Origin of the sequence: Pseudomonas extremorientalis (assembly GCF_024584605.1) — a bacterium.
GTDB lineage: Bacteria > Pseudomonadota > Gammaproteobacteria > Pseudomonadales > Pseudomonadaceae > Aquipseudomonas > Aquipseudomonas extremorientalis.
On sequence record NZ_CP089519.1, the window covers coordinates 921,473 to 946,394 of the forward strand.

The 24,922-nt window shown below is 61.1% G+C and carries 23 protein-coding genes and 1 pseudogene; 16 read left to right on the forward strand and 8 right to left on the reverse strand.

What is annotated here, in order from left to right; all coding sequences use genetic code 11:
* Positions 1-5 precede the first annotated feature (5 nt).
* The gene (gene hemH / locus LUU92_RS03980) at positions 6-1,031 is read left to right on the forward strand and encodes a ferrochelatase (RefSeq protein ID WP_222540952.1); all 1,026 of its coding nucleotides are present in this window, start codon (positions 6-8) and stop codon (positions 1,029-1,031) included.
* 60 nt (positions 1,032-1,091) lie between these two features.
* Here hemH and LUU92_RS03985 read toward each other — a convergent pair whose 3' ends face one another.
* Both LUU92_RS03985 and algW read right to left on the reverse strand, forming a co-directional pair.
* The gene (locus LUU92_RS03985) at positions 1,092-3,188 is read right to left on the reverse strand and encodes a TonB-dependent siderophore receptor (protein ID WP_257103191.1); all 2,097 of its coding nucleotides are present in this window, start codon (positions 3,186-3,188) and stop codon (positions 1,092-1,094) included.
* Positions 3,189-3,300: 112 nt separating this feature from the next.
* The gene (gene algW, locus LUU92_RS03990; protein WP_071491060.1) at positions 3,301-4,455 is read right to left on the reverse strand and encodes a Do family serine endopeptidase AlgW; all 1,155 of its coding nucleotides are present in this window, start codon (positions 4,453-4,455) and stop codon (positions 3,301-3,303) included.
* Between the two features lie 101 nt (positions 4,456-4,556).
* On the opposite strand from algW, the gene LUU92_RS03995 reads away from it, so the two are divergent.
* The 3 genes from LUU92_RS03995 to cysN all read left to right on the forward strand — a co-directional run bounded on the left by LUU92_RS03995 (position 4,557) and on the right by cysN (position 8,398).
* Positions 4,557-5,315 (forward strand): Nif3-like dinuclear metal center hexameric protein, encoded by a 759-nt coding sequence (locus LUU92_RS03995; protein ID WP_257103192.1) that lies wholly within the window; start codon positions 4,557-4,559, stop codon positions 5,313-5,315.
* A 257-nt stretch (positions 5,316-5,572) separates the two neighbouring features.
* Positions 5,573-6,490, forward strand: a complete 918-nt coding sequence (gene cysD / locus LUU92_RS04000; RefSeq protein ID WP_005784641.1) for a sulfate adenylyltransferase subunit CysD — start codon at positions 5,573-5,575, stop codon at positions 6,488-6,490.
* Between the two features lie 9 nt (positions 6,491-6,499).
* Positions 6,500-8,398, forward strand: coding sequence for a sulfate adenylyltransferase subunit CysN (gene cysN, locus LUU92_RS04005; protein ID WP_257103193.1), 1,899 nt, complete (start codon positions 6,500-6,502; stop codon positions 8,396-8,398).
* 175 nt (positions 8,399-8,573) lie between these two features.
* Here cysN and yihG read toward each other — a convergent pair whose 3' ends face one another.
* The 3 genes from yihG to LUU92_RS04020 form a co-directional block, all read right to left on the reverse strand.
* Positions 8,574-9,473, reverse strand: coding sequence for a 1-acylglycerol-3-phosphate O-acyltransferase, YihG family (gene yihG / locus LUU92_RS04010; RefSeq protein WP_222540955.1), 900 nt, complete (start codon positions 9,471-9,473; stop codon positions 8,574-8,576).
* Entirely contained in the window at positions 9,474-11,573 is a 2,100-nt protein-coding gene (pta, locus tag LUU92_RS04015; RefSeq protein ID WP_071491064.1) for a phosphate acetyltransferase, read from the reverse strand.
* A gap of 79 nt (positions 11,574-11,652) precedes the next feature.
* Positions 11,653-11,943, reverse strand: a complete 291-nt coding sequence (locus LUU92_RS04020; RefSeq protein ID WP_071491065.1) for a DUF3565 domain-containing protein — start codon at positions 11,941-11,943, stop codon at positions 11,653-11,655.
* Between LUU92_RS04020 and LUU92_RS04025 the strand changes: the two genes are divergently transcribed.
* Positions 11,942-12,427 carry an FKBP-type peptidyl-prolyl cis-trans isomerase gene (locus LUU92_RS04025; RefSeq protein WP_027606858.1) on the forward strand — a complete coding sequence of 162 codons (486 nt, stop codon included), beginning with the start codon at positions 11,942-11,944 and terminating at the stop codon, positions 12,425-12,427. The genes LUU92_RS04020 and LUU92_RS04025 overlap by 2 nt on opposite strands.
* Before the next feature lie 176 nt (positions 12,428-12,603).
* On the opposite strand, the gene rpsT is transcribed toward LUU92_RS04025, so the two are convergent.
* Positions 12,604-12,882, reverse strand: coding sequence for a 30S ribosomal protein S20 (rpsT, locus tag LUU92_RS04030; protein WP_016976313.1), 279 nt, complete (start codon positions 12,880-12,882; stop codon positions 12,604-12,606).
* A gap of 253 nt (positions 12,883-13,135) precedes the next feature.
* Between rpsT and murJ the strand changes: the two genes are divergently transcribed.
* The 6 genes from murJ to ispH all read left to right on the forward strand — a co-directional run bounded on the left by murJ (position 13,136) and on the right by ispH (position 20,612).
* A complete protein-coding gene (gene murJ / locus LUU92_RS04035) occupies positions 13,136-14,674 on the forward strand; it encodes a murein biosynthesis integral membrane protein MurJ (RefSeq protein ID WP_071491066.1) in 1,539 nt (512 codons plus the stop codon).
* Positions 14,675-14,793: 119 nt separating this feature from the next.
* On the forward strand, positions 14,794-15,732 hold the full coding sequence (ribF, locus tag LUU92_RS04040; RefSeq protein WP_071491067.1) for a bifunctional riboflavin kinase/FAD synthetase: 939 nt from the start codon (positions 14,794-14,796) through the stop codon (positions 15,730-15,732).
* 14 nt (positions 15,733-15,746) lie between these two features.
* Positions 15,747-18,578 (forward strand): isoleucine--tRNA ligase, encoded by a 2,832-nt coding sequence (gene ileS / locus LUU92_RS04045; protein WP_071491068.1) that lies wholly within the window; start codon positions 15,747-15,749, stop codon positions 18,576-18,578.
* Positions 18,571-19,080 carry a signal peptidase II gene (gene lspA / locus LUU92_RS04050; protein ID WP_058423077.1) on the forward strand — a complete coding sequence of 170 codons (510 nt, stop codon included), beginning with the start codon at positions 18,571-18,573 and terminating at the stop codon, positions 19,078-19,080. The genes ileS and lspA overlap by 8 nt, the downstream gene beginning before the upstream one ends.
* Before the next feature lie 7 nt (positions 19,081-19,087).
* Positions 19,088-19,525 (forward strand): FKBP-type peptidyl-prolyl cis-trans isomerase, encoded by a 438-nt coding sequence (fkpB, locus tag LUU92_RS04055; protein ID WP_173668615.1) that lies wholly within the window; start codon positions 19,088-19,090, stop codon positions 19,523-19,525.
* A gap of 139 nt (positions 19,526-19,664) precedes the next feature.
* Positions 19,665-20,612, forward strand: coding sequence for a 4-hydroxy-3-methylbut-2-enyl diphosphate reductase (gene ispH / locus LUU92_RS04060; protein ID WP_071491070.1), 948 nt, complete (start codon positions 19,665-19,667; stop codon positions 20,610-20,612).
* Here the strand turns inward: ispH and LUU92_RS04065 are convergent.
* Positions 20,566-21,148: pseudogene (locus LUU92_RS04065) on the reverse strand (GspH/FimT family pseudopilin). The gene ispH and the pseudogene LUU92_RS04065 overlap by 47 nt on opposite strands.
* Before the next feature lie 193 nt (positions 21,149-21,341).
* Here LUU92_RS04065 and pilV point away from each other — a divergent pair.
* The 5 genes from pilV (at position 21,342) to thiO (ending at position 24,654) form a co-directional block, all read left to right on the forward strand.
* Positions 21,342-21,827 carry a type IV pilus modification protein PilV gene (gene pilV, locus LUU92_RS04070; RefSeq protein WP_071491071.1) on the forward strand — a complete coding sequence of 162 codons (486 nt, stop codon included), beginning with the start codon at positions 21,342-21,344 and terminating at the stop codon, positions 21,825-21,827.
* Positions 21,824-22,531: a PilW family protein gene (locus LUU92_RS04075; RefSeq protein WP_071491072.1), complete on the forward strand. Its 708-nt coding sequence runs from the start codon at positions 21,824-21,826 to the stop codon at positions 22,529-22,531. The genes pilV and LUU92_RS04075 overlap by 4 nt, the downstream gene beginning before the upstream one ends.
* Positions 22,532-22,538: 7 nt before the next feature.
* Positions 22,539-23,069, forward strand: a complete 531-nt coding sequence (locus LUU92_RS04080; RefSeq protein ID WP_071491073.1) for a pilus assembly PilX family protein — start codon at positions 22,539-22,541, stop codon at positions 23,067-23,069.
* Between the two features lie 11 nt (positions 23,070-23,080).
* Complete coding sequence (locus tag LUU92_RS04085; protein ID WP_071491074.1) at positions 23,081-23,482, forward strand: type IV pilin protein; 402 nt, start codon at positions 23,081-23,083, stop codon at positions 23,480-23,482.
* A 62-nt stretch (positions 23,483-23,544) separates the two neighbouring features.
* Complete coding sequence (gene thiO, locus LUU92_RS04090; RefSeq protein WP_257103194.1) at positions 23,545-24,654, forward strand: glycine oxidase ThiO; 1,110 nt, start codon at positions 23,545-23,547, stop codon at positions 24,652-24,654.
* Here thiO and LUU92_RS04095 read toward each other — a convergent pair.
* Complete coding sequence (locus tag LUU92_RS04095) at positions 24,641-24,874, reverse strand: PP0621 family protein (RefSeq protein WP_058423070.1); 234 nt, start codon at positions 24,872-24,874, stop codon at positions 24,641-24,643. The genes thiO and LUU92_RS04095 overlap by 14 nt on opposite strands.
* Positions 24,875-24,922: the final 48 nt, after the last annotated feature.

Here is a 24,922-nt window from a genome sequence, read left to right on the forward strand (position 1 = left end):
GTTGCATGACGGATCACGCGTTGTTACTGGTCAACCTGGGCTCGCCGGCGTCCACTTCGGTGGCGGATGTGCGCAGCTACCTCAATCAGTTCTTGATGGACCCTTATGTGATCGACCTGCCGTGGCCGGTGCGGCGCTTGCTGGTGTCGCTGATCCTGATCAAGCGCCCCGAGCAGTCGGCGCATGCCTACGCCTCCATCTGGTGGGACGAGGGTTCGCCGCTGGTGGTACTTAGTCGTCGCCTGCAACAGCAGATGACCGCGCAGTGGACCCAGGGCCCGGTGGAATTGGCTATGCGTTATGGCGAGCCATCGATTGAAAGCGTGCTGACCCGCCTCGCAGCCCAAGGCATCCGAAAGGTCACCCTGGCGCCGTTGTACCCGCAATTTGCCGACAGCACCGTGACCACGGTGATCGAGGAAGCCAAGCGTGTGGTGCGCGACAAAAAGCTCGACGTGCAATTCTCGATCCTGCAGCCGTTCTACGACCAGCCCGAATATCTCGATGCCCTGGTCGCCAGCGTGCGGCCCTACGTGGAACAGGATTACGACCATCTGCTGCTGAGTTTCCACGGCTTGCCTGAGCGCCACCTGACCAAGCTCGATCCTACCGGCCAGCACTGCTTCAAGGATGCCGACTGCTGCAAGAATGCGTCCGCCGAGGTGCTCAAGACCTGCTATCGCGCGCAGTGCTTCAGCGTCGCCCGCGACTTTGCCACACGCCTGGGCTTGCCCGAAGACAAGTGGTCGGTGGCCTTCCAATCGCGCCTGGGCCGCGCCAAGTGGATCGAACCCTACACCGAGGCTCGCCTTGAAGCATTGGCCCGGCAGGGCGTGAAAAAGCTGCTGGTAATGTGCCCGGCGTTCGTCGCCGATTGCATCGAGACGCTGGAAGAAATCGGCGATCGCGGGCTGGAGCAGTTCCGCGAGGCCGGGGGCGAGGAGCTGGTGCTGGTGCCGTGCCTGAATGATGATCCGCAGTGGGCGAAGGCGCTCAATACCCTTTGCGAGCGCGCACCGACGGCGCTGTAACCGAACAAAGTGAAGATCAAGGTGTGGGAGGGGGCTTGCCACCTCCCACATTTGGTTTTGTTACAGGTTGAGGGTCAGGCTGACCGTAAGATTGCGCGGTTCGCCCGGGCTGATCCAGTAGTTGCTGTACGACCGCTCGTAATACTTCTCATCAAACAGGTTATTGAGGTTCAAGCCCACGGTAATGTTGTCGGTGGCCTTGTAATGGGCCAGCAGATCAACCGTGTGGTAGGCCGGCAGTTCGAAGCCCGTGCCAGCCTCGCCGGAGCGATCCCCTACATAGGTGAACGCCGCCCCCAGGTCTGAACCCCGCAACGCGCCATCCTGGAACTCATACACCCCCAACAGGCTGCCGCTGCGCTTGGCCACGCCGAGAATCCGGCTGCCGGCGGGAATGGTCGTGTCGCCCTTGGTGACTTCGGCGTCGATGTACGCAAAGGCACCTATTACGCGTACGGCCTCCGTCACTTGCCCCGACAGTTGCAGGTCGAAGCCCTGGCTACGTGCCTTGCCCATGGCGCGGTTGGTATTGGTGGACGGGTCCAGCGCGAGCACGTTTTCCTTTTCGATATGGAACGCGGCGAGGGTGGTGCTGAGGCGATCATCGAACAGTTCGCTTTTGATCCCGACTTCGTAACCCACGCCTTCTTCCGGTTTGAAGGTTTTGCCGTTGGCGTCCAGGCCGCTGTTGGGTTTGAACGAGGTGGAGGCATTGGCGAACACCCCGACTTGCGGTGTGAGCTGGTAAAGCAGGCCGGCGCGTTGGGTCAAGGCGTCGTGGGTTTGGCGGCTCTTGATGTGGTTGCGCGTGAAGTCATCGGTGCTCTGCTCGAAATGCTCGAAGCGCGCGCCAACCATGCCGCGCAGGCGATCGGTGAAGACGATCTGGTCTTGCAGGTTCAGCGCATGGCTCTTGGTCTGTTCGAAGAAGTCGGTGCCGGAGCGCTGGCCGTTGGGCTTGGGTTGGCCGTAGACCGGGTTGTAGATGTCGATGGCGTAGGGGCTGCCGGCGATAGTGGTCACGCGCTCCTTCTTGCGGTAGTCCTCGTATTCGGTGCCGACCAGCAGTTCGTGCTGCCAACTGCCGATGTCGAACAGGCCGCGCAGTTCGAGTTGGGTAATGCTGTCGTGCCAACCGGTTGAGCGTTCGCGGTAGCGGCGGTTAACGGTATGACCGTCGATGTTCAGCGCACGGTTTTCCGAGGCGTCACCCCACAGGCTGCCTTGTTTGTAGTGGCTGGCCAGGCGCAGTTTCCACGCATCGTTGAGGTGATGCTCAAGGGTGGCCTGGAGACGGTTGTTGTGGTTGTCGATATCGCCGTCGTTGGGTTCGCCGAGGAAGGTGGAGCGAGATACGCCGGGGGCGTCGACGATGCCACGGTCGAAGGTAGAGCTGTGGCGGACGAATTCACTCTCGACGAGCAGACTGGTATCCGGGTCCAGTTGCCAACTGAACGACGGCGCGACGAATACCCGCTTGCTCTGCACGTGATCGCGGAAACTGTGGTTGTCTTCCACCGCCAGGTTGACCCGCGACAGCACGTTGCCTTCGCTGTCCAGCGGGGTGTTCACGTCCACGGCGGTGCGATAGCGGTCCCAACTGCCGGCGCTGGTTTGCAAGGTTGTGAAGGCTTCAGGCTGGGGCTTCTTGGTAACGATATTCACCGTGCCACCGGGATCGCCGCGCCCATACAGGCTGGCGGCGGGGCCCTTGAGCACTTCGATGCGCTCGATGTTCGCCGCGTCCGGTGTACTCGGGTAGCCACGGTTGGCGCTGAAGCCGTCCTGATAGAACTCCGACGTGGTGAAGCCACGCACGCTGTACTCGTAGAGGGTCAGGCCGCCGAAGTTGTTCTGCTTGGACACGCCGCCGGCAAATTCCAGGGCCCGCTCCACGCTGGTACTGCCCAGGTCCTTGAGCACAGTGGCGGGAATCACGCTGATGGATTGCGGGATGTCGCGAATGGCGGCGTCGGTTTTTGTCGCGCTGGCGGAGCGGGTGGCACGGTAGCCTTTGACCGGGCCGGTGGTGGACTCATAGGCATCGGTGGTGACGCTGATGGTATCGAGCTCCAAGGTGTTTTCTTCGGCGAAGGCGGGGTCGAGCAACAAACCCAAGGCCAGGCCAGCCAAGGGGGCGATTCTTCGAGACGGCATGATAGAGCGTTCCAATAGCGATATTGAAACAATATAACATGCCTAATGAGAATGAATTGCTTTGAAATATCCGTTTACAGGTGCCCGAGAGCGGGCACCTGTTCAAGGTGGCTTATTGCTCTTCCTTGACCGGCGCAGGCGGCGGACGCAGCCCGATTTCCGCCAGCAGCTTGATCTCTTTGCCGTTGCGCATGACCTGGATCGCCACCTTGTCGGTCGGCTTGATTCGCGCCACTTGGTTCATCGACTTGCGGCCATCACCGGCCGGTTCGCCGTTGATGCTGAGGATCACATCTCCCAGTTGCAGGCCGGCTTTCTGTGCGGGGCCATCGCGGAAGATCCCGGCGACCACGATGCCTGGGCGTCCGGTCAAGCCAAACGACTCGGCCAGTTCCTTGGTCAATGGTTGTACTTCAATCCCCAGCCAGCCGCGAATCACCTGGCCATGCTCGATGATCGACTTCATCACCTCCATCGCCAACTTCACCGGGATCGCAAACCCGATGCCCTGGGAGCCGCCGGACTTGGAAAAGATTGCCGTATTGATGCCCGTCAGGTTGCCATTGGCGTCCACCAATGCGCCGCCGGAGTTACCTGGGTTGATCGCGGCGTCGGTCTGGATGAAGTCTTCGTAGCTGTTGAGGCCCAACTGGTTGCGCCCGGTAGCGCTGATAATGCCCATGGTCACGGTCTGGCCTACGCCGAACGGGTTGCCGATGGCCAGCGCCACGTCACCCACGCGCAAACCGTCGGAACGGCCGAGGGTGATGGACGGCAGGCTCTTCAGGTCGATCTTCAGTACCGCGAGGTCGGTTTCCGGGTCGCTGCCCACTACGCGGGCCAGGGTTTCGCGGCCGTCACGCAGGGCCACCACAATCTGGTCGGCGCCAGTGGTCACGTGGTTATTGGTGAGGATGTAACCTTCGGGGCTCATAATTACCCCGGAACCCAGGCTAGATTCCATGCGACGCTGCTTGGGCCCGTTGTCACCGAAGTAACGGCGGAACTGCGGGTCTTCAAACAGTGGATGGGCCGGTTTGTTGATGACTTTAGTGGTGTACAGGTTGACCACGGCAGGAGCGGCGATCACCACGGCATCGGCGTAGGTCACCGGGCCTTGCACCACCGAGTTGCTTTGCGGCGCCTGTTGCAGGTTCACATCCAGGCTGGGCAGACCCACCAGCCCGGGGTAACGCTGAATAATCAGCATCGCGATCAGCACGCCAGCCAGCAATGGCCATCCAAAAAAACGCAGCGCCTTGAGCATCAAGTAAGTCCTGACAGGTTGCAGGGGGCGGGAGAGCGCCCATAATGTCGCGCATTATACGAGGCTGTGACGCCTGCGAACCGGATATTTAGGAGTCTTTTATGGCCGTCCCCCTTACCACCCTCGTCGAGGAAGCAGACCGCTACCTCGGCAGCGCGAAAATTGCCGACTACTGCCCCAATGGCCTGCAGGTCGAGGGCCGGCCCCAGGTCATGCGCATCGTCAGCGGCGTGACCGCCAGCCAGGCCCTGTTGGACGCGGCCGTCGAAGCCCAGGCTGATCTGGTCCTGGTGCACCACGGTTACTTCTGGAAAGGCGAAAACCCTTGCATCACTGGCATGAAGCAGCGCCGCCTGAAGACGTTGCTCAAGCATGACATCAGCCTGCTGGCCTACCACCTGCCGCTGGACCTGCACCCCGAGGTCGGCAACAACGTGCAGTTGGCCCGTCAACTGGACATTACCGTCGAGGGCCCGCTGGACCCGGGCAATCCCAAAACCGTCGGGCTGGTCGGCTCGCTCGCCGAGCCCCTGTCGCCCCGCGACTTTGCACGCCGCGTGCAGGACGTCATGGGCCGCGAGCCGTTGCTGATCGAAGGTAGCGAGATGATCCGCCGCGTCGGCTGGTGCACCGGTGGTGGCCAGGGCTACATCGACGACGCGATTGCGGCCGGTGTCGACCTGTTCCTCAGCGGCGAGGCTTCCGAGCAAACCTTCCACAGCGCCCGCGAAAACGACATCAGCTTCATCGCCGCCGGTCACCATGCCACTGAGCGCTACGGCGTACAGGCGCTGGGCGATTACCTGGCGCGGCGCTTCGCGTTGGAGCATTTGTTCATCGACTGCCCCAACCCAATCTAACAAACACCACCGAACAAATGTGGGAGGGGGCTTGCCCCCGATGGCGGTGGATCAGCTACTCATGCAGTGACTGACACATCGCTATCGGGGGCAAGCCCCCTCCCACACTTGACCGCGATTAACCCCAAACTCCGTGGTATATCCATATACCGTTTCGATCTAGCTGGCTCCCTGAATAGAAGCAGGTGCTGTGCTAGCATGCCCCGCTCGAACACGGCCCGCTGGCCGTCCATAAGATCGTTTTTCCGTGAGTAACCATGGTCGACAAACTGACGCATCTGAAACAGCTGGAGGCGGAAAGCATCCACATCATCCGCGAGGTCGCCGCCGAGTTCGACAACCCGGTGATGCTCTACTCGATCGGTAAAGACTCCGCCGTGATGCTGCACCTGGCGCGCAAAGCCTTCTTCCCGGGCAAGCTGCCGTTCCCGGTGATGCACGTCGACACCCGCTGGAAATTTCAGGAGATGTACAAGTTCCGCGACAAGATGGTCGAAGAACTGGGCCTGGACCTGATCACCCACGTCAACCCGGACGGCGTGGCGCAGGGCATCAATCCGTTCACCCACGGCAGCGCCAAGCACACCGACATCATGAAGACCGAAGGCCTCAAGCAGGCCCTGGACAAGCATGGTTTCGACGCAGCCTTTGGCGGTGCCCGTCGCGATGAAGAGAAATCCCGCGCCAAAGAGCGCGTGTACTCGTTCCGCGACAGCAAGCACCGCTGGGACCCGAAGAACCAGCGCCCCGAGCTGTGGAACGTCTACAACGGCAACGTCAACAAGGGCGAGTCGATCCGCGTGTTTCCGCTGTCCAACTGGACCGAGCTGGACATCTGGCAATACATCTACCTGGAAGGCATTCCAATCGTGCCGCTGTACTTCGCCGCCGAACGTGAAGTGATCGAAAAGAACGGCACGTTGATCATGATTGACGACGACCGCATCCTCGAGCACCTGTCCGACGAAGACAAAGCCCGAATCGTCAAAAAGAAAGTACGTTTCCGTACCCTTGGCTGCTACCCGTTGACGGGCGCGGTGGAGTCCGAAGCCGAAACGCTGACGGACATCATTCAGGAAATGCTCCTGACGCGAACTTCCGAGCGCCAGGGCCGTGTCATCGACCACGATGGCGCAGGCTCGATGGAAGATAAAAAACGTCAAGGCTATTTCTAAGGGGCTGTCATGTCGCATGTATCTGATTTGATCAGCGAGGACATCCTCGCCTACCTGGGCCAGCACGAGCGCAAGGAAATGTTGCGCTTCCTGACCTGTGGCAACGTCGACGACGGCAAGAGCACCTTGATCGGGCGCCTGCTGCACGACTCCAAGATGATCTACGAAGATCACCTGGAAGCCATCACCCGCGATTCGAAGAAATCCGGCACCACCGGTGACGACATCGACCTGGCCTTGCTGGTCGACGGTCTGCAGGCCGAGCGGGAGCAGGGCATCACCATCGATGTCGCCTACCGCTACTTCTCCACCGCCAAGCGCAAATTCATCATCGCCGACACCCCCGGCCATGAGCAGTACACCCGCAACATGGCCACCGGTGCCTCCACCTGTGACCTGGCGATCATCCTGATCGACGCGCGCTATGGCGTGCAGACCCAGACCCGTCGTCACAGCTTCATCGCCTCGTTGCTGGGCATCAAGCACATCGTGGTGGCCGTCAACAAGATGGACATCAATGGCTTCGACCAAAGCGTATTCGAGCAGATCAAGGCCGATTACCTGAAGTTCGCCGACGGTATCGCCTTCAAGCCGAGCACCCTGGCCTTTGTGCCGATGTCGGCGCTCAAGGGTGACAACGTGGTGAACAAGAGCGAGCGTTCGCCTTGGTATACCGGCCAGTCGCTGATGGAGATCCTCGAAACCGTCGAGATCGCCAACGATCGCAACTACACCGACCTGCGTTTCCCGGTGCAGTACGTCAACCGTCCGAACCTGAACTTCCGTGGTTTCGCCGGCACCCTGGCCAGCGGCATCGTGCACAAGGGAGATGAAGTCGTGGTGCTGCCGTCGGGCAAGAGCAGCCGCGTCAAATCCATCGTCACCTTCGAAGGTGAGCTGGAGCACGCCGGCCCTGGTCAAGCGGTGACGCTGACCATGGAAGACGAGATCGACATCTCCCGTGGCGACCTGCTGGTGCATGCCGACAACGTGCCGCAAGTGACCGACGCCTTCGACGCCATGCTGGTGTGGATGGCCGAAGAACCGATGCTGCCGGGCAAGAAATACGACATCAAGCGCGCCACCAGCTACGTGCCGGGTTCCATCACCAGCATCGTGCATCGCGTGGACGTGAACACCCTGGCGGAAGGCCCGGCGAGTTCGTTGCAGTTGAACGAGATCGGCCGGGTCAAGGTCAGCCTTGACGCGGCCATCGCCTTGGACGGCTACGACAGCAACCGCACCACTGGCGCGTTCATTGTTATCGACCGCCTGACCAATGGCACGGTGGCTGCGGGCATGATCATCGCGCCGCCGGTCAATCATGGCGGCTCTGCGCAACACGGCAGCCTCGCGCATGTCGCCACCGAGGAGCGCGCACTGCGCTTCGGCCAGCAACCGGCGACCGTGCTGTTCAGCGGCCTGTCTGGCGCCGGCAAGAGCACCCTGGCCTATGCGGTCGAGCGCAAGCTGTTCGACATGGGTCGTGCGGTATTTGTGCTGGATGGCCAGAACCTGCGCCACGACCTGAACAAGGGCTTGCCGCAGGACCGTGCCGGTCGCACCGAGAACTGGCGTCGTGCCGCGCATGTGGCGCGTCAGTTCAACGAAGCGGGCCTGCTGACCCTGGCTGCGTTCGTTGCGCCGGATGCCGAAGGCCGTGCACAGGCCAAGGCGTTGATCGGCGACGATCGCCTGCTGACTGTCTATGTGCAGGCCTCGCCACTGGTGTGCGCCGAGCGTGATCCGCAGGGGCTGTACGCTGCTGGTGGGGATAACATCCCTGGCGAGTCCTTCCCGTACGACGTGCCGTTGAATGCCGATTTGGTCATCGACACCCAGGCCCTGTCGCTGGAAGAGAGCGTCAAGCAAGTGCTGGAGCTGTTGCGCCAGCGCGGCGCGATCTAACCCTCGCGGCCACAAAAAAGCCCGCCACCGAGTGATCGGTGGTGGGCTTTTTACATATTAACAAATGTGCACACTGCCAATGTGGGAGCCGGCTTGCCTGCGATAGCGGTCTGCCAGTTGATATATTTACAACAGATCCACCGCTTTCGCAGGCAAGCCAGCTCCCACATTTTGATCACTGTTTACCTGGGAAGTCTTTGTGCAGCTTTTCCAGCAGTTGGTCCTTGTCTTCCCACAACCGATTGATCCACCCCTGGAACGCCAACCGATAATCCCCATCCTGCTCATAATTCTTGCCAATGAATTCGGCCGGGATCTGCACCTCTTCAAACTGCACCACCACGTCCCGCACATTCCCGCACAGCAAATCCCAATAACCTGGGCGCCCAGCCGGGTAGTGAATGGTCACGTTCACCAGTGACTTCAACTGCTCCCCCATGGCATCCAGCACAAACGCGATGCCTCCGGCCTTGGGCTTGAGCAGGTAGCGGAACGGCGATTTCTGCTGGGCATGTTTACCGGCAGTAAACCGTGTGCCCTCGGCAAAGTTGAAAATACCCACCGGGTTGTCGCGAAACTTCGCACAGGTCTTGCGGGTGGTTTCCAGGTCCTTGCCTTTCTTTTCCGGGTGTTTTTCCAGGTAGGCCTTGGTGTAGCGCTTCATGAACGGGAAGCCCAGCGCCCACCACGCCAGGCCAATTACCGGCACCCAGATCAGCTCCTGCTTGAGGAAGAACTTCAGTGGGCGAATCCGCCGGTTCAGCACGTATTGCAGCACCATGATGTCGACCCAGCTCTGGTGGTTGCTGGTCACCAGGTACGAGTGCTGGTAGTCCAGCCCTTCCAGCCCGGTGATGTGCCAGCGGGTGCGCCGTACCAGGTTCATCCAGCCCTTGTTGTTGGTCACCCAGGCCTCATGGGTGTGGTTCATCAGCCATTCGCTGAAGCGCTTGGCAAACGGCAAGGCCTTGAACAACGCCACGATAAACAGGAACGAACACAACAGGATCGTATTCAGCGCCAACAACAGCGACGCGATCACCCCGCGCACGGCGGCAGGTAGAAAATCCAGCATTTAGATATCCATAGGTCGGTTGGCGGCTTGGATCGCAGTCAGTGCGATGGTGTACACGATGTCGTCCACCTGGGCGCCGCGCGGCAGGTCGTTGACCGGTTTGCGCAGGCCCTGGAGCATCGGCCCCAGGCTCACGCAATCGGCACTGCGCTGCACGGCCTTGTGCGTGGTGTTGCCGGTGTTCAGGTCGGGGAACACAAACACTGTGGCCTTGCCGGCGACCTGGCTGTTGGGGGCCAATTGCCGGGCCACGTTTTCGTTGGCGGCGGCGTCGTATTGCAGCGGGCCGTCGATCAGCAGCGAGCTTTGCTGTTCGTGGGCGAGCAGGGTAGCTTCGCGGACTTTTTCCACTTCCTCGCCGCTGGCCGAATCGCCGCTGGAATAGCTAATCATCGCCACGCGCGGGGTGATGCCGAACGCAGCCGCCGAGTCAGCGCTTTGCAGGGCGATCTCCGCCAGTTCGGCGGCGCTCGGGTGCGGGTTCATCACGCAGTCGCCGTACACCAGCACCTGCTCGGGGAAAAGCATGAAGAACACCGATGACACCAGGGTGCAGCCCGGTGCGGTCTTGATCAGCTGCAGGGCAGGGCGGATGGTGTTGGCGGTGGAGTGAATGACGCCAGACACCAGGCCGTCCACCTCATCCAGTGCGAGCATCATGGTGGCGATCACCACGGTGTCTTCCAGCTGTTGCTCAGCCATGGGGGCGTTGAGGCTTTTGCTCTTGCGCAGCGCCACCATCGGCTCGACATAGCGTTGGCGGATCAGGTCCGGGTCGAGAATCTCCAGGCCTTCGGGCAATTCGATGCCCTGGGCGCGGGCAACCGCTTCCACATCAGCCGGCTTGGCCAGCAGCACGCACCGGGCAATGCCCCGTGCCTGGCAGATCGCGGCGGCTTGCACGGTCAGCGGCTCGCTGCCTTCGGGCAACACGATGCGTTTGTTGGCAGCCTGGGCGCGCTGGATCAGCTGGTAGCGGAACACCGCCGGCGACAGGCGCATTTCCCGTGGTGTGCCGCAACGTTGGTGCAGCCAGCGCGCATCGAGGTGGCTGGCGACGAAATCCGTGATGATTTCCGCGCGCTCGCGGTCATCAATCGGGATTTCCTTGTTGAGGCTGTTGAGCTGGTTGGCGGTGTCGTAGGAGCCGGTACTCACCGACAGCACCGGTAGCCCGGCCTGGAACGCGCCACGGCACAGCTCCATGATGCGTGGGTCGGGCAGGGTGTCGCTGGTCAGCAGCAGGCCGGCCAGGGGGACGCCGTTGATCGCGGCCAGGCTGACGGCGAGGATGATGTCGTCGCGGTCGCCGGGGGTCACCACCAGCACGCCGGGCTTGAGCAGCTCCACGGTGTTGCGCATGGTGCGCGCGCAAATGATGATCTTGGTCATGCGCCGGGTTTCGTAGTCGCCAGCGTTGAGGATCTGCGCGCCCATCAGGTCGGCCACGTCGCGGGTACGCGGTGCGTTGAGTTCCGGTTGATAGGGAATGCAGCCGAGCAGGCGGAAATCACCGCTGCGCAACAGCGGCGAATGTTCTTTCAGGCGAGCCGAGAAGGCTTCCATGCTTTCGTCGGTGCGCACTTTGTTGAGGATCACGCCGAGCACTTTCGGGTCTTTCGGGCCGCCGAACAGTTGGGCCTGCAATTCCACGCGACCTGAGAGTTCGGTGAGCACCTCGTTTTCCGGGGCAGACACCAGGATCACTTCCGCATCCAGGCTCTTGGCCAGGTGCAGGTTGACCCGCGCCGCATAGCTGGCGCTGCGGGTGGGCACCATGCCTTCGACGATCAATACGTCCTTGCCCACGGCGGCTTGCTGGTACAGCGTGATGATCTCTTCGAGCAACTCGTCGAGCTGGCCGTCGCCGAGCATGCGCTCTACGTGGGCCAGGCCCAGCGGCTGCGGCGGCTTGAGGCCGTGAGTGCGCGCCATCAGTTCGGTGGAGCGCTCGGGGCCGGTGTCGCCGGGGTGCGGCTGGGCAATCGGCTTGAAAAAACCGACTTTCAGCCCGGCCCGTTCAAGGGTACGCACCAGCCCAAGGCTGATGGAGGTCAGACCCACACCAAAATCGGTGGGCGCGATAAAAAAAGTCTGCATGCGGATTCTCTGGAGGTGCATGGCTTGGGTGGCGCTCTATGGCTGAGCGTCTACCGCGAATCAGGCGCCAAGGTTATCGTTATTCGCGCTCCCGCGCACACCAGCCGCAGGCAAAGGGCTGGCCTATTTTTTCAATACGTTGCACGGGGTCCAGCACCCAGGCGCGTGACTGCCACGGCGGCTGGTGGCGCAGGTGCTGGGTGTGGCCGCAGGACAGCTCGGCAACCCAGTGCTGGTCGTCGTCCTGGTGGAACCCGATGATGAAGGATGCCGTTGATCGGCCCCGTCTGTCCGGGTTCTGTTCGCTTTCGGGCAAATCCTTGTTTAGACTTGTCCGTTCTTCATTCTTATGCAAAAGGTCTCGCCCCATGACGATCGCCGCTAACAAGGCTGTCTCCATCGACTATACCCTGACCAACGACGCTGGTGAGGTCATCGACAGCTCAGCCGGCGGCGCGCCGCTGGTCTACCTGCAAGGCGCAGGTAACATCATCCCAGGCCTGGAAAAGGCCCTGGAAGGCAAGAGCGTCGGTGATGAGCTGACCGTTGCCGTAGAACCTGAAGATGCCTACGGCGAGTACTCGGCCGAACTGGTCAGCACCCTGAGCCGCAGCATGTTCGAAGGTGTCGACGAGCTGGAAGTGGGCATGCAGTTCCACGCTTCCGCGCCGGACGGCCAAATGCAGATCGTCACCATCCGTGATCTGGACGGCGACGACGTCACCGTCGACGGCAACCACCCGCTGGCTGGTCAGCGCCTGAACTTCCAAGTGAAGATCGTTGCCATCCGCGACGCTTCCCAGGAAGAAGTGGCTCACGGCCACGTTCACGGTGAAGGCGGTCACCACCATTGATTGTGGTTTGATCAATCGGTAGCAAAAACGCCCCGACTGGTTCGGGGCGTTTTTTTGCGCTTGAAAAAATGTGGGAGGGGGCTTGCCACCTCCCACAACAAAAATGCCCCGGACCTTTCGGTACGGGGCATTTCTTAACTGTTTCGCAACCGGGGCTGCGTGGCAGTTGTTACCACTTAGGCTGCAGCAGCAACGCTCAGAGCCTTGATGTGGCCATTCAGGCGGCTCTTATGGCGAGCGGCCTTGTTCTTGTGGATGATGCCTTTATCGGCCATACGGTCGATAACTGGCACAGCCAGAACGTAAGCAGCTTGGGCTTTTTCAGCGTCTTTGGTGTCGATGGCTTTAACTACATTCTTGATGTAGGTACGAACCATGGAACGCAGGCTGGCGTTGTGGCTGCGACGCTTCTCAGCCTGTTTTGCACGTTTTTTGGCGGAAGGTGTGTTGGCCACCGTCGAGCTCCTCGAAAGACTTTTTAGGAAATAGCAAACAAAATAGGCCGCGAATCATGCCGATGACTTGATGGGTTGTCAAGGGCGGCTGATGCGAACTGCTGAGTGGTCGATCTGAAGAGGCGGGTGATTTATTTCCGGCGCTTGACCTGTAAACTCGCGAGCTTTGGCTCTGTGCTGTTGCAGGCGCGCAGTATCGCATAAGTGGGCGCTTTGTACGCCTGCTCTTTATCTAAAGGCGCAAACTCTTTCAATGAATCTGCTCAAATCGTTGGCCGCCGTCAGCTCTATCACGATGATCTCCCGGGTCCTGGGGTTTGTGCGTGACACCCTGCTGGCGCGCATTTTTGGCGCCAGCATGGCCACGGATGCCTTCTTTATTGCGTTTAAATTGCCCAACCTGCTGCGGCGGATCTTCGCTGAAGGTGCGTTCTCCCAGGCATTCGTGCCGATCCTGGCCGAGTACAAGACCCAGCAAGGCGAAGAAGCCACCCGTACCTTCATCGCGTACGTCTGCGGCCTGTTGACCCTGGTGCTGATGCTGGTGACCATCCTTGGCATGCTCGCCGCCCCCTGGGTGATCTGGGCCACGGCCCCCGGTTTTGCCAATACCCCGGAAAAATTCGCGCTCACCACTGATCTGCTGCGAGTGACCTTTCCTTATATATTGCTGATCTCCCTGTCATCCCTGGCCGGGGCGATCCTCAATACCTGGAACCGCTTCTCGGTGCCAGCCTTCGTGCCGACCCTGCTGAACGTCAGCATGATCATCTTCGCGCTGTTTCTCACGCCGTACTTCGACCCGCCAGTGATGGCGCTCGGCTGGGCCGTATTGGCCGGTGGCCTGGCGCAACTGCTCTACCAACTGCCACACCTGAAAAAGATCGGCATGCTCGTATTGCCACGCCTGAACCTCAAGGACACTGGCGTATGGCGCGTGATGCGCAATATGCTGCCGGCGATCCTGGGTGTTTCCGTGAGCCAGATTTCCCTGATCATCAACACGGCGTTCGCCTCGCTGCTGGTATCGGGCTCGGTGTCGTGGATGTACTACGCCGACCGCCTGATGGAGCTGCCGTCCGGCGTGCTCGGCGTGGCCCTGGGCACGATTTTGTTGCCGACCCTGTCGCGCACCTACGCCAGCAAGGACCGCCAGGAATACTCGCGCATCCTCGATTGGGGCCTGCGCCTGTGCTTCGTGCTGGTGTTGCCGTGCGCACTGGCCCTGGGGATCCTGGCTGAGCCGCTGACTGTGTCACTGTTTCAATACGGCCAATTCGATGCCCACGACGCACTGATGACGCAACATGCCTTGGTCGCCTATTCCGTTGGCTTGCTCGGCATCATCGTGATCAAAGTGCTCGCCCCAGGCTTCTACGCCCAGCAAAACATCCGTACACCAGTGAAAATCGCGATTTTCACGCTGATCGTCACGCAACTGCTCAACCTGGTGTTTATCGGTCCGCTGGCCCATGCCGGCCTGGCCCTGGCCATCAGTGCGGGCGCGTGCATCAACGCAGGGCTTTTGTTTTACCAGTTGCGCAAGCAGCAGATGTTCCAGCCACAGGCCGGCTGGTGTCTGTTCACCCTCAAGCTGCTGGTGGCGGTCGGGGCGATGTCGGCCGTGTTGCTGGGGTTGATGCACTTCATGCCCGCTTGGGATGAGGGCCATATGCTGGAGCGCTTCCTGCGCCTGGGTGCGCTGGTCGTTGCCGGTGTGGTGGTGTACTTCGGGATGTTGCTGCTGCAAGGCTTCCGCCTGCGGGATTTCAATCGCAAGTCCCTGGGTTAGAGAGTTTGCCGCGATAAAACGGTTGTTTTATCGATTCGACCCATTTGGCCTGTTCAGTTGCCTGTCGTCCGGGGCCGGGTGTGGTTATAATCGACCACTTTATGAGCAAGAAGCGCGTTATGCAGCTGGTTCGAGGTCTCCACAACCTGCGCCCCGAGCATCGGGGCTGCGTCGCCACTATTGGCAACTTTGACGGTGTTCACCGTGGCCACCAGGCTATCCTGGCCCGGCTGCGCGAACGTGCGGTCGAGTTGGGCGTGCCCAGCTGCGTGGTGATTTTCGAGCCGCAGCCGCGCGAATACTTTACGCCCGAGACTGCGCCGGCACGCCTGGCCCGTCTGCGCGACAAGCTGCAGTTGCTGGCTGAAGAGGGCGTGGACCGCGTCCTCTGCCTGGCTTTCAACCAGCGTTTGCAAAGCCTCAGTGCGGCCGAGTTCGTCGACCGCATCCTGGTCGATGGCCTGGGCGTACAGCATTTGGAGGTCGGCGACGACTTCCGTTTCGGTTGCGACCGCGTCGGGGATTTCGATTTCCTGCAACAAGCCGGCGTCAACCAGGGTTTTACCGTCGAAGCCGCGCAAACCGTCGAATTGGACGGCCTGCGCGTGAGCAGTACCCAGGTGCGTAACGCACTGGCCGCTGCCGACTTCGCCTTGGCCGAGCGTTTGCTCGGTCGTCCGTTCCGCATTGCCGGACGGGTCCTGCACGGCCAGAAGCTGGCACGCCAACTGGGCACGCCAACCGCCAACGTGCAACTCAAGCGCCGTCGTGTGCCGCTGACCGGGGTTTACCTGGTGAGCGTCGACATCGAAGGCCAATCGTGGCCGGGAGTCGCCAACATAGGCGTCAGGCCCACGGTTGCAGGTGATGGCAAGGCCCACCTGGAAGTACACCTGCTGGATTTTGCCGGTGATCTGTATGACCGGCGTTTGACGGTGGTTTTCCACCAAAAGCTGCGTGAAGAGCAGCGTTTCGCCTCCCTTGAGGCGTTGAAAACGGCGATCAATGCGGATGTCGCCGCCGCCCGTGCACTAGCCGCACCTAGCGCCCATCGCTAACCGAAGAGCCTTAAATGACCGACTATAAAGCCACGCTAAACCTTCCGGACACCGCCTTCCCAATGAAGGCCGGCCTGCCACAGCGCGAACCGCAGATCCTGCAGCGCTGGGACAGTATTGGCCTGTACGGAAAGTTGCGCGAGATTGGCAAGGATCGTCCGAAATTCGTCCTGCACGACGGCCCTCCTTATGCCAACGGCACGATTCACATCGGTCATGCGCTGAACAAGATTCTCAAGGACATGATCCTGCGTTCGAAAACCCTGTCGGGCTTCGACGCGCCTTATGTCCCGGGTTGGGACTGCCACGGCCTGCCGATCGAACACAAAGTCGAAGTGACCTACGGCAAGAACCTGGGCGCGGATAAAACCCGCGAACTGTGCCGTGCCTACGCCACCGAGCAGATCGAAGGACAGAAGTCCGAGTTCATCCGCCTGGGCGTGCTCGGCGAGTGGGATAACCCCTACAAGACCATGAACTTCAAGAACGAGGCCGGTGAAATCCGCGCCTTGGCCGAAATCGTCAAGGGCGGTTTCGTGTTCAAGGGCCTCAAGCCCGTGAACTGGTGCTTCGACTGTGGTTCGGCCCTGGCTGAAGCGGAAGTCGAGTACGAAGACAAGAAGTCCTCGACCATCGACGTGGCCTTCCCGATCGCCGACGACGCCAAGCTGGCCGAGGCCTTTGGTCTGTCTTCGCTGGCCAAGCCAGCCGCCATCGTGATCTGGACCACCACCCCGTGGACCATCCCGGCCAACCAGGCGCTGAACGTGCACCCGGAATTCACCTACGCCCTGGTGGACGTCGGTGACCGCCTGCTGGTGCTGGCCGAAGAAATGGTCGAAGCCTGCCTGGCCCGCTACGAGCTGCAAGGGTCGGTCATCGCCACCACCACCGGCTCCGCTTTGGAACTGATCAATTTCCGTCACCCGTTCTATGACCGTCTGTCTCCAGTTTACCTGGCGGACTACGTTGAACTGGGCGCCGGCACCGGCATCGTTCACTCCGCGCCCGCTTATGGCGTGGACGACTTCGTGACCTGCAAAGCCTACGGCATGGTCAACGATGACATCCTGAACCCGGTGCAGAGCAACGGCGTGTACGCACCGTCGCTGGAGTTCTTCGGCGGCCAGTTCATTTTCAAGGCAAACGATTCGATCATCGAAAAACTGTCGGAAGTCGGCTCGCTGCTGCACACCGAAACCATCAAGCACAGCTATATGCACTGCTGGCGGCACAAGACCCCGCTGATCTACCGCGCCACCGCGCAGTGGTTCATCGGCATGGACAAAGAGCCGGTCAGTGGCGACACCCTGCGTGTCCGCTCGCTCAAGGCCATCGAAGACACCAAGTTCGTCCCGGCCTGGGGCCAGGCGCGCCTGCACTCGATGATCGCCAACCGCCCTGACTGGTGTATCTCGCGCCAGCGTAACTGGGGCGTGCCGATCCCGTTCTTCCTGAACAAGGAAAGCGGCGAGCTGCACCCACGCACCGTCGAGTTGATGGAACAAGTGGCCCAGCGCGTCGAACAGGAAGGTATCGAAGCCTGGTTCAAGCTGGACGCCGCCGAACTGCTGGGCGATGAAGCGCCGCAGTACGACAAGATCAGCGACACCCTCGACGTGTGGTTCGACTCGGGCACCACTCACTGGCATGTGCTGCGCGGCTCGCACCCGATGGGGCACGAAACCGGCCCGCGTGCCGACCTGTACCTGGAAGGTTCGGACCAACACCGCGGGTGGTTCCACTCGTCGCTGCTGACCGGTTGCGCCATCGACAACCATGCGCCGTACCGCGAACTGCTGACCCACGGCTTCACCGTCGACGAGACGGGCCGCAAGATGTCCAAGTCGCTGAAGAACGTGATCGAGCCGAAAAAGATCAACGACACCCTGGGCGCCGACATCATGCGTCTGTGGGTCGCGTCGACCGACTATTCGGGCGAGATCGCCGTGTCGGACCAGATCCTGGCTCGCAGCGCCGATGCCTACCGTCGTATCCGTAATACCGCGCGCTTCCTGTTGTCGAACCTGACCGGTTTCAACCCGGCCACCGACCGCCTGGCGGCCGAGGATATGCTTGCTCTGGACCGTTGGGCGGTGGACCGTACCCTGTTGCTGCAACGCGAGTTGCAGGAAAACTACGGCGAATACCGTTTCTGGAACGTCTACTCGAAGATCCACAACTTCTGCGTGCAGGAGTTGGGTGGTTTCTACCTCGACATCATCAAGGACCGCCAGTACACCACCGGCGCCAACAGCAAGGCGCGCCGGTCGGCGCAAACCGCGCTGTATCACATCAGCGAAGCGCTGGTGCGCTGGATCGCGCCGATCCTGGCATTCACCGCCGACGAACTGTGGGAATACCTGCCGGGCGAGCGCAATGAGTCGGTGATGCTCAATACCTGGTACGAAGGCCTGACCGAACTGCCAGCCGACTTCGAACTGGGCCGCGAGTACTGGGAAGGCGTGATGGCCGTGAAGGTTGCGGTGAACAAGGAGCTGGAAGTACAGCGTGCGGCCAAGGCCGTCGGTGGCAACCTGCAAGCCGAAGTCACCCTGTTTGCCGAAGACGGTCTCACCGCCGACCTGGCCAAGCTGAGCAACGAACTGCGTTTCGTGCTGATCACTTCAACCGCGAGCCTGGCGCCATTCGCCCAGGCCCCGGCGGACGCGGTTGCCACCGAAGTGCCGGGCCTCAAGCTCAAAGTCGTCAAGTCGTCCTTCCCTAAATGCGCCCGTTGCTGGCACTGCCGTGAGGACGTTGGCGTGAACCCTGAGCATCCGGAAATCTGCGGTCGTTGCGTCGACAATATCTCGGGCGCTGGCGAGGTTCGCCACTATGCCTAACGCCAGTCGTTTCGGACGTCTGGGCTGGCTCGTACTGAGTGTGCTGGTCCTGGTCATCGACCAGGTCAGCAAGGCTCATTTCGAAGGCTCCCTGCAGATGTTCCAGCAAATCGTGGTGATCCCGGATTACTTCAGCTGGACCCTGGCCTACAACACCGGCGCCGCCTTCAGCTTCCTGGCTGACAGCGGTGGCTGGCAGCGCTGGCTGTTTGCCCTGATCGCCGTGGTGGTCAGTGCGGTGCTGGTGGTGTGGCTCAAGCGCCTGGGTCGCGATGACACCTGGCTGGCCATCGCCCTGGCCCTGGTGTTGGGCGGCGCGCTCGGCAACCTGTATGACCGCATTGCCCTGGGCCATGTGATCGACTTCATCTTGGTGCATTGGCAGAACCGCCATTACTTCCCGGCGTTCAACTTCGCCGACAGCGCCATCACCGTCGGTGCAATCATGCTGGCGCTGGATATGTTCAAAAGCAAGAAAACCGGAGAGACCGTCAATGACTGATCAGGTATTGGCTGAGCAACGCATCGGCCAGAACACGGAAGTCACTTTGCATTTCGCACTGCGCCTGGAGAATGGCGACACGGTCGACAGCACGTTCGACAAAGCCCCGGCCACCTTCAAGGTCGGCGACGGCAACCTGCTGCCGGGTTTCGAAGCGGCCCTGTTCGGCTTCAAGGCCGGCGACAAGCGCACCCTGCAGATCCAGCCGGAAAACGCCTTTGGCCAGCCCAATCCGCAAAACGTGCAGATCATCCCGCGTTCGCAGTTCCAGAACATGGACCTGTCGGAAGGCCTGCTGGTGATTTTCAACGATGCGGCCAATACCGAACTGCCGGGTGTGGTGAAAGCTTTTGATGACGCGCAAGTGACCATCGACTTCAACCATCCGTTGGCCGGTAAAACCTTGACCTTTGACGTTGAAATCATCCACGTTAAAGCGCTCTAACTGACGACTCTGGCCTACTGTACGAGCGAGCTTGCTCGCGAAAGACCCGAAGGCGCTGCATTTATCCAGAATGGACGCGACGCCGTTAACGCTCTTCGCGAGCAAGCTCGCTCCTACAGGGCAAGACACGAGGCACAGCATGCAAATCAAACTCGCCAACCCCCGTGGCTTCTGCGCCGGTGTGGACCGGGCGATCGAAATCGTCAACCGCGCCCTGGAAGTCTTCGGGCCGCCGATTTACGTGCGTCATGAAGTCGTCCACAACAAATTCGTGGTCGAAGACCTGCGTGCACGTGGCGCCATCTTTGTCGAAGAGCTCGACCAGGTGCCAGACGATGTGATCGTCATCTTCAGCGCCCACGGTGTATCCCAGGCGGTGCGTACCGAAGCGGCAGGCCGCGGCCTGAAAGTCTTCGATGCTACCTGCCCACTGGTCACCAAGGTGCACATAGAAGTCGCGCGCTATAGCCGTGACGGGCGCGAGTGCATCCTGATCGGCCACGCCGGCCACCCGGAAGTCGAAGGCACCATGGGGCAGTACGATGCCAGCAATGGCGGCTCCATTTATCTGGTGGAAGACGAAAAGGATGTCGCCAACCTGCAGGTACAGAACCCCGAGCGCCTGGCATTCGTGACCCAGACCACCCTGTCCATGGACGACACCAGTCGCGTGATCGACGCGCTGCGCAGTCGCTTCCCGGCCATTGGCGGCCCGCGCAAGGACGACATCTGCTACGCCACCCAGAACCGCCAGGACGCGGTCAAGCAACTGGCAGACGAATGTGATGTGGTCCTGGTCGTCGGCAGCCCCAACAGTTCCAACTCCAACCGCCTGCGTGAGTTGGCTGAGCGCATGGCAACACCGGCGTACCTGATCGACGGTGCCGAAGATATGCAGCGCAGTTGGTTCGATGGCGTCGAGCGCATTGGCATCACGGCGGGTGCTTCCGCTCCGGAAGTGCTGGTGCGCGGCGTTATCCAGCAGTTGCACGCCTGGGGCGCCACCGGTGCCGATGAACTGGCTGGCCGCGAAGAAAACATTACGTTCTCCATGCCCAAGGAGCTGCGGGTTCGCTCGCTGCTGTGACGACCCGGTGTGCCGGATCAACTCCGGCACAATGCCTGCTCGGCACGCTCGCTGCGCAGGCTGATACGCCCGCTGGGCGCCAGCACTACCTGGTGCAGGCTCTGCGCCTGGTCCGTGGCACACACATGCACGGTGCCGGCACGGAAGCCTCCTCCTGAAAAGATGGGTTCACCCAGCCCGCTGAAGCGCACCTGGGTCTTGAGCGGCCCATTGCCCACGATCAGCACTTGCCCACTGGCCTGGCGCTCCAGCAGCACCGGGTTGTCATCGTCCTGGGGGCCGCGCCCGCTGATGTCCACGATGACCCGCCACCCCAGGCCCCAATTGTCCTTCAATGCGTAAATAACCACCGCCCGGTTGCGTGCGATGGCTTCGGTGCGTGCATATCGCAGGCCTTGCACCAAGGCATGTGCCGCGCTCTGTCGCTGCTGTGATTCCAGCAGGCTCTTGAAGCTGGGCAGCGCCATGTTGGCCAGGATGCCGCTCACGATCAGCCCGAGCAGCAGTTCGATCAAGGTGAAACCTCGTTGTTGCATGGGCCATCCCTCCGTGGATTTGGGTGCAGTCCTAGGTATAGCGTCCCGTCTGGGGGGCGGATGATGGCCTTCATGTCCAAAGTATTTCCCTTTGTTCCGGTTGCAGCGCAGGTGAAAAACCGGCGCTAGTCTTGGGCCGCACAGCAGGTTTTAACTGCTCTTTTTTTGGACCTCGACACGGATGACGACGGTAATGCTTGCCTGTACGAACCCCTTTTTGCCCAATGCCTTATCCCGCGACCAAGCCGGTACGACACTGATCGAAGTGCTGGTCGCAGTGTCGATTCTCACCATTGGCCTGCTTGGCGCGGCGGTGATCCAGCTCAATGCGCTCAAGTACACCGACAGTTCCAGGATGATCAGCCAGGCCAGTTTCATTGCCTACGACATGCTCGACCGGATCCGTGCCAATTCCGGTGCCGACTACACGTGGGGGCGCACCGAGCGTGCCTTGGCCAGCAACGTTACCGCCAGTGTGCGCGACCTGGACTTGCATGATTTCGAGGCCAACATTCGCGGTTTTGCCGGGGAGAGCGCCAAAGGATCGGTGTCGATCGGTAGCGACGAGGTGACGGTCAGCATCAGTTGGGATGACAGTCGAGGTACTGGCAGGCCGGGCGCCCGGGAAACCTTCACCCTGACCAGTCGCATCCGCGATGAACCGGGAGTGACGCAATGAGGTGTCTTGTTCGAGGTTTCAGCCTGATGGAGTTGCTGCTGGCCTTGGCGATGGGGTTGGTACTGGTGCTCTGGGCCAGCCAGGTGGCAATCAACACCAGGGCCTCCAACGCCAGCCAGCAGGCCGCTTTGTTGATGCAGGATGATGCGCGGTTTGTGCTGGGCAAGCTGCTCCAGGATATCCGTCAGGCGGGCATGTTCGGCTGTCTGGCGACAGCGTTTATCGACAACGCCCCGCCCGCTTTTGACCGGCCTGTCGCTTGGCGTGTCGGAGGTGGATCAACCTCGCTGACGCTGGTGACCGCGGATGTCGCCGTTGGGGGCGGCACGCCTGACTGGACTGTGTTGTCCGATTGCACTGGCAGCGCCCAGGCCTACGCTGGAAGCGCCCCGGCATCGGCACCCGGGCAAATCCGTTTTGCGTTACGCCAAGTTACCTACACCTTCGAAGCAGGGCAGTTGAAATTCAGTACGCCTGCATCACCCGCCAAGGCGGTATTGGTGGATAACGTGAAGGCGTTCGATATCAGTTTTGGTGTGTCGGCCAAGCCTGCGTCAACGGAGGTGGTGCGCTACGACGCCGGCCCCGCCGACGAATCCTTGATACGCAGCGTGCGCATTGTGATGACGCTGCAAGACCCGACTGCCCGGGTGAAAGACCAGACCTACGCCGTCGTGGCGGCGCTGCGGAACCGGCTGGGGTAGGGCTGCCATGACACTTGCAGAAGGTTTTCGTCTACGACAGGCAGGCATGGTGCTGCTGGTCAGCCTGGTGTTGCTGCTGCTGTTATCGCTGATCGGCTTGTCCTCGATGCAGGCTGCGCTCACTCAGCAAAAGATTGCCGGTAGTTTCTGGCACCGTAATCAGTCGCTGCAAAGTGCCGAGAGTGGCCTGAGACGCGGGGAATCTGCCATACAGCGTTCATTTGCAGCGTTGCCGTTATGTCAATCGATCGTCGACTGTGCACCGCCGGAGGCGGCATTTTCGGTGGTCGGGCCTGGAGTGGACCCTGTTTCAGGCATCAGTTGGGTGGCACTGAAAGGCGGCTTATACGGGGTTCAATCCCTCGGGCCTGCGGTAGGGCTCGCGCATTTGCCAGCGCAAATCCCAGCAGCGGTGTATCGAGTGACGGCAGTCGGGCTGCACGGGCAATTGCGCACCGTGCTGGAGAGTACCTATGCGCGGGTAGAAGAGGAGGGTGGCTCGCGGTTTCGGCGAGTGGCATGGCGACAACTTCAATAAGGAGTAGTGGAATGGGCATGGACAGCCAGGGTTTTACCCTGATCGAGTTACTGATTGCCGTGATGATCATTGCGGTTCTGGCCGGGATTGCTTACCCCGGATACACCGGCTATCTGAAAAAAGTCTATCGCGCTGAAATCGTCGCGCTGTTGACCGAGCAAGCCCAGCACCTGGAGCGTTTTTATGCGAGGAACGGCAGTTTTATTGATGCAGGCGGCGTCAGTGCAGGCAATGATCACTATAGAATCACCGCTGCATTGAACCCTCAGGACTTCCAACTGGTGGCCACACCGGTCACCGACTCGGTGATGGCTGGCGATCCTTGCGGTGACTTCGGCCTGACCGGCACGGGCACGCGAACCAACCCGGGCGCTGCACCGGAGATGTCGCGCAAGCTGTGCTGGGGGCAATGATGAGGGTGCTCGACGATTGGGCGCCGGGTGCGCTTGTTCCTATTTATCGGCTGGATCAAATGATGGCAAAGCAACAGCAGGTAGTGATTGTCGGTGGCGGAGTCATCGGCTTGTTGACGGCGTTCAACCTCGCCACGCAGGGGCAGTCGGTGGTGCTGCTGGAGCGCGCAGGGTTGGGCCAGGAGTCTTCCTGGGCGGGCGGCGGCATCGTCTCGCCCCTGTATCCGTGGCGCTACAGCCCGGCGGTCACGGCCCTGGCCCATTGGTCCCAGGATTTTTATCCACAGCTGGCGCAGCGTCTGTTTGCTGCGACGGGCGTTGACCCGGAGGTTCACACCACTGGGCTGTACTGGCTGGACCTGGACGACGAAGCCGAAGCGCTGGCTTGGGCCGCGCGTGAAGGCCGACCCTTGAGCAAAGTGGACGTGTCGGCCGCTCATGACGCCGTTCCGGTCTTGGGTGGCGGCTACTCCCAGGCGATCTACATGGCCGATGTCGCCAATGTACGCAACCCGCGCCTGGTCAAATCCCTCAAGGCTGCCCTGCTGGCGCTGCCTGGCGTGACCATTCATGAACAGTGCGAAGTGACTGGTTTTGTCCTGGATGCGGGTAATGTCGTGGGCGTGAACACAGCTGATGGGTCGATCTTCGGCGATCAGGTCGTATTGGCCGCCGGCGCCTGGAGCGGTGAGTTGCTCGGCACGTTGGGCCTGTCGCTGCCGGTCGAACCGGTCAAAGGCCAGATGATTCTGTACAAATGCGCCTCGGACTTCCTGTCGTGCATGGTCTTGGCCAAGGGCCGCTATGCGATTCCTCGGCGGGACGGGCACATTCTGATCGGCAGTACCCTGGAACATGAAGGCTTCGACAAGACCCCCACCCTGACCGCGCTGGAAAGCCTCAAAGCGTCAGCGGTGGAGTTGATCCCCGCCCTGGCGGACGCCGAGGTGGCCGGACATTGGGCCGGGCTACGCCCCGGTTCGCCGGAAGGCATTCCCTATATAGGCCGGGTGCCGGGCTTCAATGGCCTCTGGCTCAACTGCGGGCATTACCGCAACGGCCTGGTGCTTGCGCCGGCGTCCTGCCAATTGTTTGCTGACCTGCTACTGGCACGTGCGCCGATCATCGACCCTGCGCCTTATGCGCCGGAAGGTCGGATCAACGCTGGATAGATTTCGGCCCTTGCTCCAGGTGCGCCTGGGTGCAATACCACTCCTGGCGTGAGCTCAAGGCGCGATCCTGCGGCAAATGCACGCCGCAGTGAGCGCAGCGCACCATCAGGGCCGCGTCGGGCTCGCTGGCCCGCTGCGGCCTGGCGGCCGGGCTTTTGAACTTGCGCCAGAACCATACTGCGGCGGCAATGACGGCAATCCAGAACAGTAGACGAAGCATGATGGGCAGTTTCTCGACAAGGAATGCGCCAGTTTAGCCAAGGACGTG

Coding starts and splice junctions, on each gene's coding strand:
- algW (WP_071491060.1), bottom strand. CDS start 4,455: ATGCTCAAGGCGCTGCGTTTTTTTGGATGGCCATTGCTGGCTGGCGTG.
- pilV (WP_071491071.1), top strand. CDS start 21,342: ATGCTTGCCTGTACGAACCCCTTTTTGCCCAATGCCTTATCCCGCGAC.
- LUU92_RS04095 (WP_058423070.1), bottom strand. CDS start 24,874: ATGCTTCGTCTACTGTTCTGGATTGCCGTCATTGCCGCCGCAGTATGG.
- LUU92_RS04025 (WP_027606858.1), top strand. CDS start 11,942: ATGACGATCGCCGCTAACAAGGCTGTCTCCATCGACTATACCCTGACC.
- thiO (WP_257103194.1), top strand. CDS start 23,545: ATGGCAAAGCAACAGCAGGTAGTGATTGTCGGTGGCGGAGTCATCGGC.
- lspA (WP_058423077.1), top strand. CDS start 18,571: ATGCCTAACGCCAGTCGTTTCGGACGTCTGGGCTGGCTCGTACTGAGT.
- ribF (WP_071491067.1), top strand. CDS start 14,794: ATGCAGCTGGTTCGAGGTCTCCACAACCTGCGCCCCGAGCATCGGGGC.
- yihG (WP_222540955.1), bottom strand. CDS start 9,473: ATGCTGGATTTTCTACCTGCCGCCGTGCGCGGGGTGATCGCGTCGCTG.
- hemH (WP_222540952.1), top strand. CDS start 6: ATGACGGATCACGCGTTGTTACTGGTCAACCTGGGCTCGCCGGCGTCC.
- cysN (WP_257103193.1), top strand. CDS start 6,500: ATGTCGCATGTATCTGATTTGATCAGCGAGGACATCCTCGCCTACCTG.
- pta (WP_071491064.1), bottom strand. CDS start 11,573: ATGCAGACTTTTTTTATCGCGCCCACCGATTTTGGTGTGGGTCTGACC.
- LUU92_RS04085 (WP_071491074.1), top strand. CDS start 23,081: ATGGGCATGGACAGCCAGGGTTTTACCCTGATCGAGTTACTGATTGCC.
- LUU92_RS04080 (WP_071491073.1), top strand. CDS start 22,539: ATGACACTTGCAGAAGGTTTTCGTCTACGACAGGCAGGCATGGTGCTG.
- murJ (WP_071491066.1), top strand. CDS start 13,136: ATGAATCTGCTCAAATCGTTGGCCGCCGTCAGCTCTATCACGATGATC.
- ispH (WP_071491070.1), top strand. CDS start 19,665: ATGCAAATCAAACTCGCCAACCCCCGTGGCTTCTGCGCCGGTGTGGAC.
- ileS (WP_071491068.1), top strand. CDS start 15,747: ATGACCGACTATAAAGCCACGCTAAACCTTCCGGACACCGCCTTCCCA.
- LUU92_RS03985 (WP_257103191.1), bottom strand. CDS start 3,188: ATGCCGTCTCGAAGAATCGCCCCCTTGGCTGGCCTGGCCTTGGGTTTG.
- cysD (WP_005784641.1), top strand. CDS start 5,573: ATGGTCGACAAACTGACGCATCTGAAACAGCTGGAGGCGGAAAGCATC.
- LUU92_RS03995 (WP_257103192.1), top strand. CDS start 4,557: ATGGCCGTCCCCCTTACCACCCTCGTCGAGGAAGCAGACCGCTACCTC.
- LUU92_RS04075 (WP_071491072.1), top strand. CDS start 21,824: ATGAGGTGTCTTGTTCGAGGTTTCAGCCTGATGGAGTTGCTGCTGGCC.
- LUU92_RS04020 (WP_071491065.1), bottom strand. CDS start 11,943: ATGGGGCGAGACCTTTTGCATAAGAATGAAGAACGGACAAGTCTAAAC.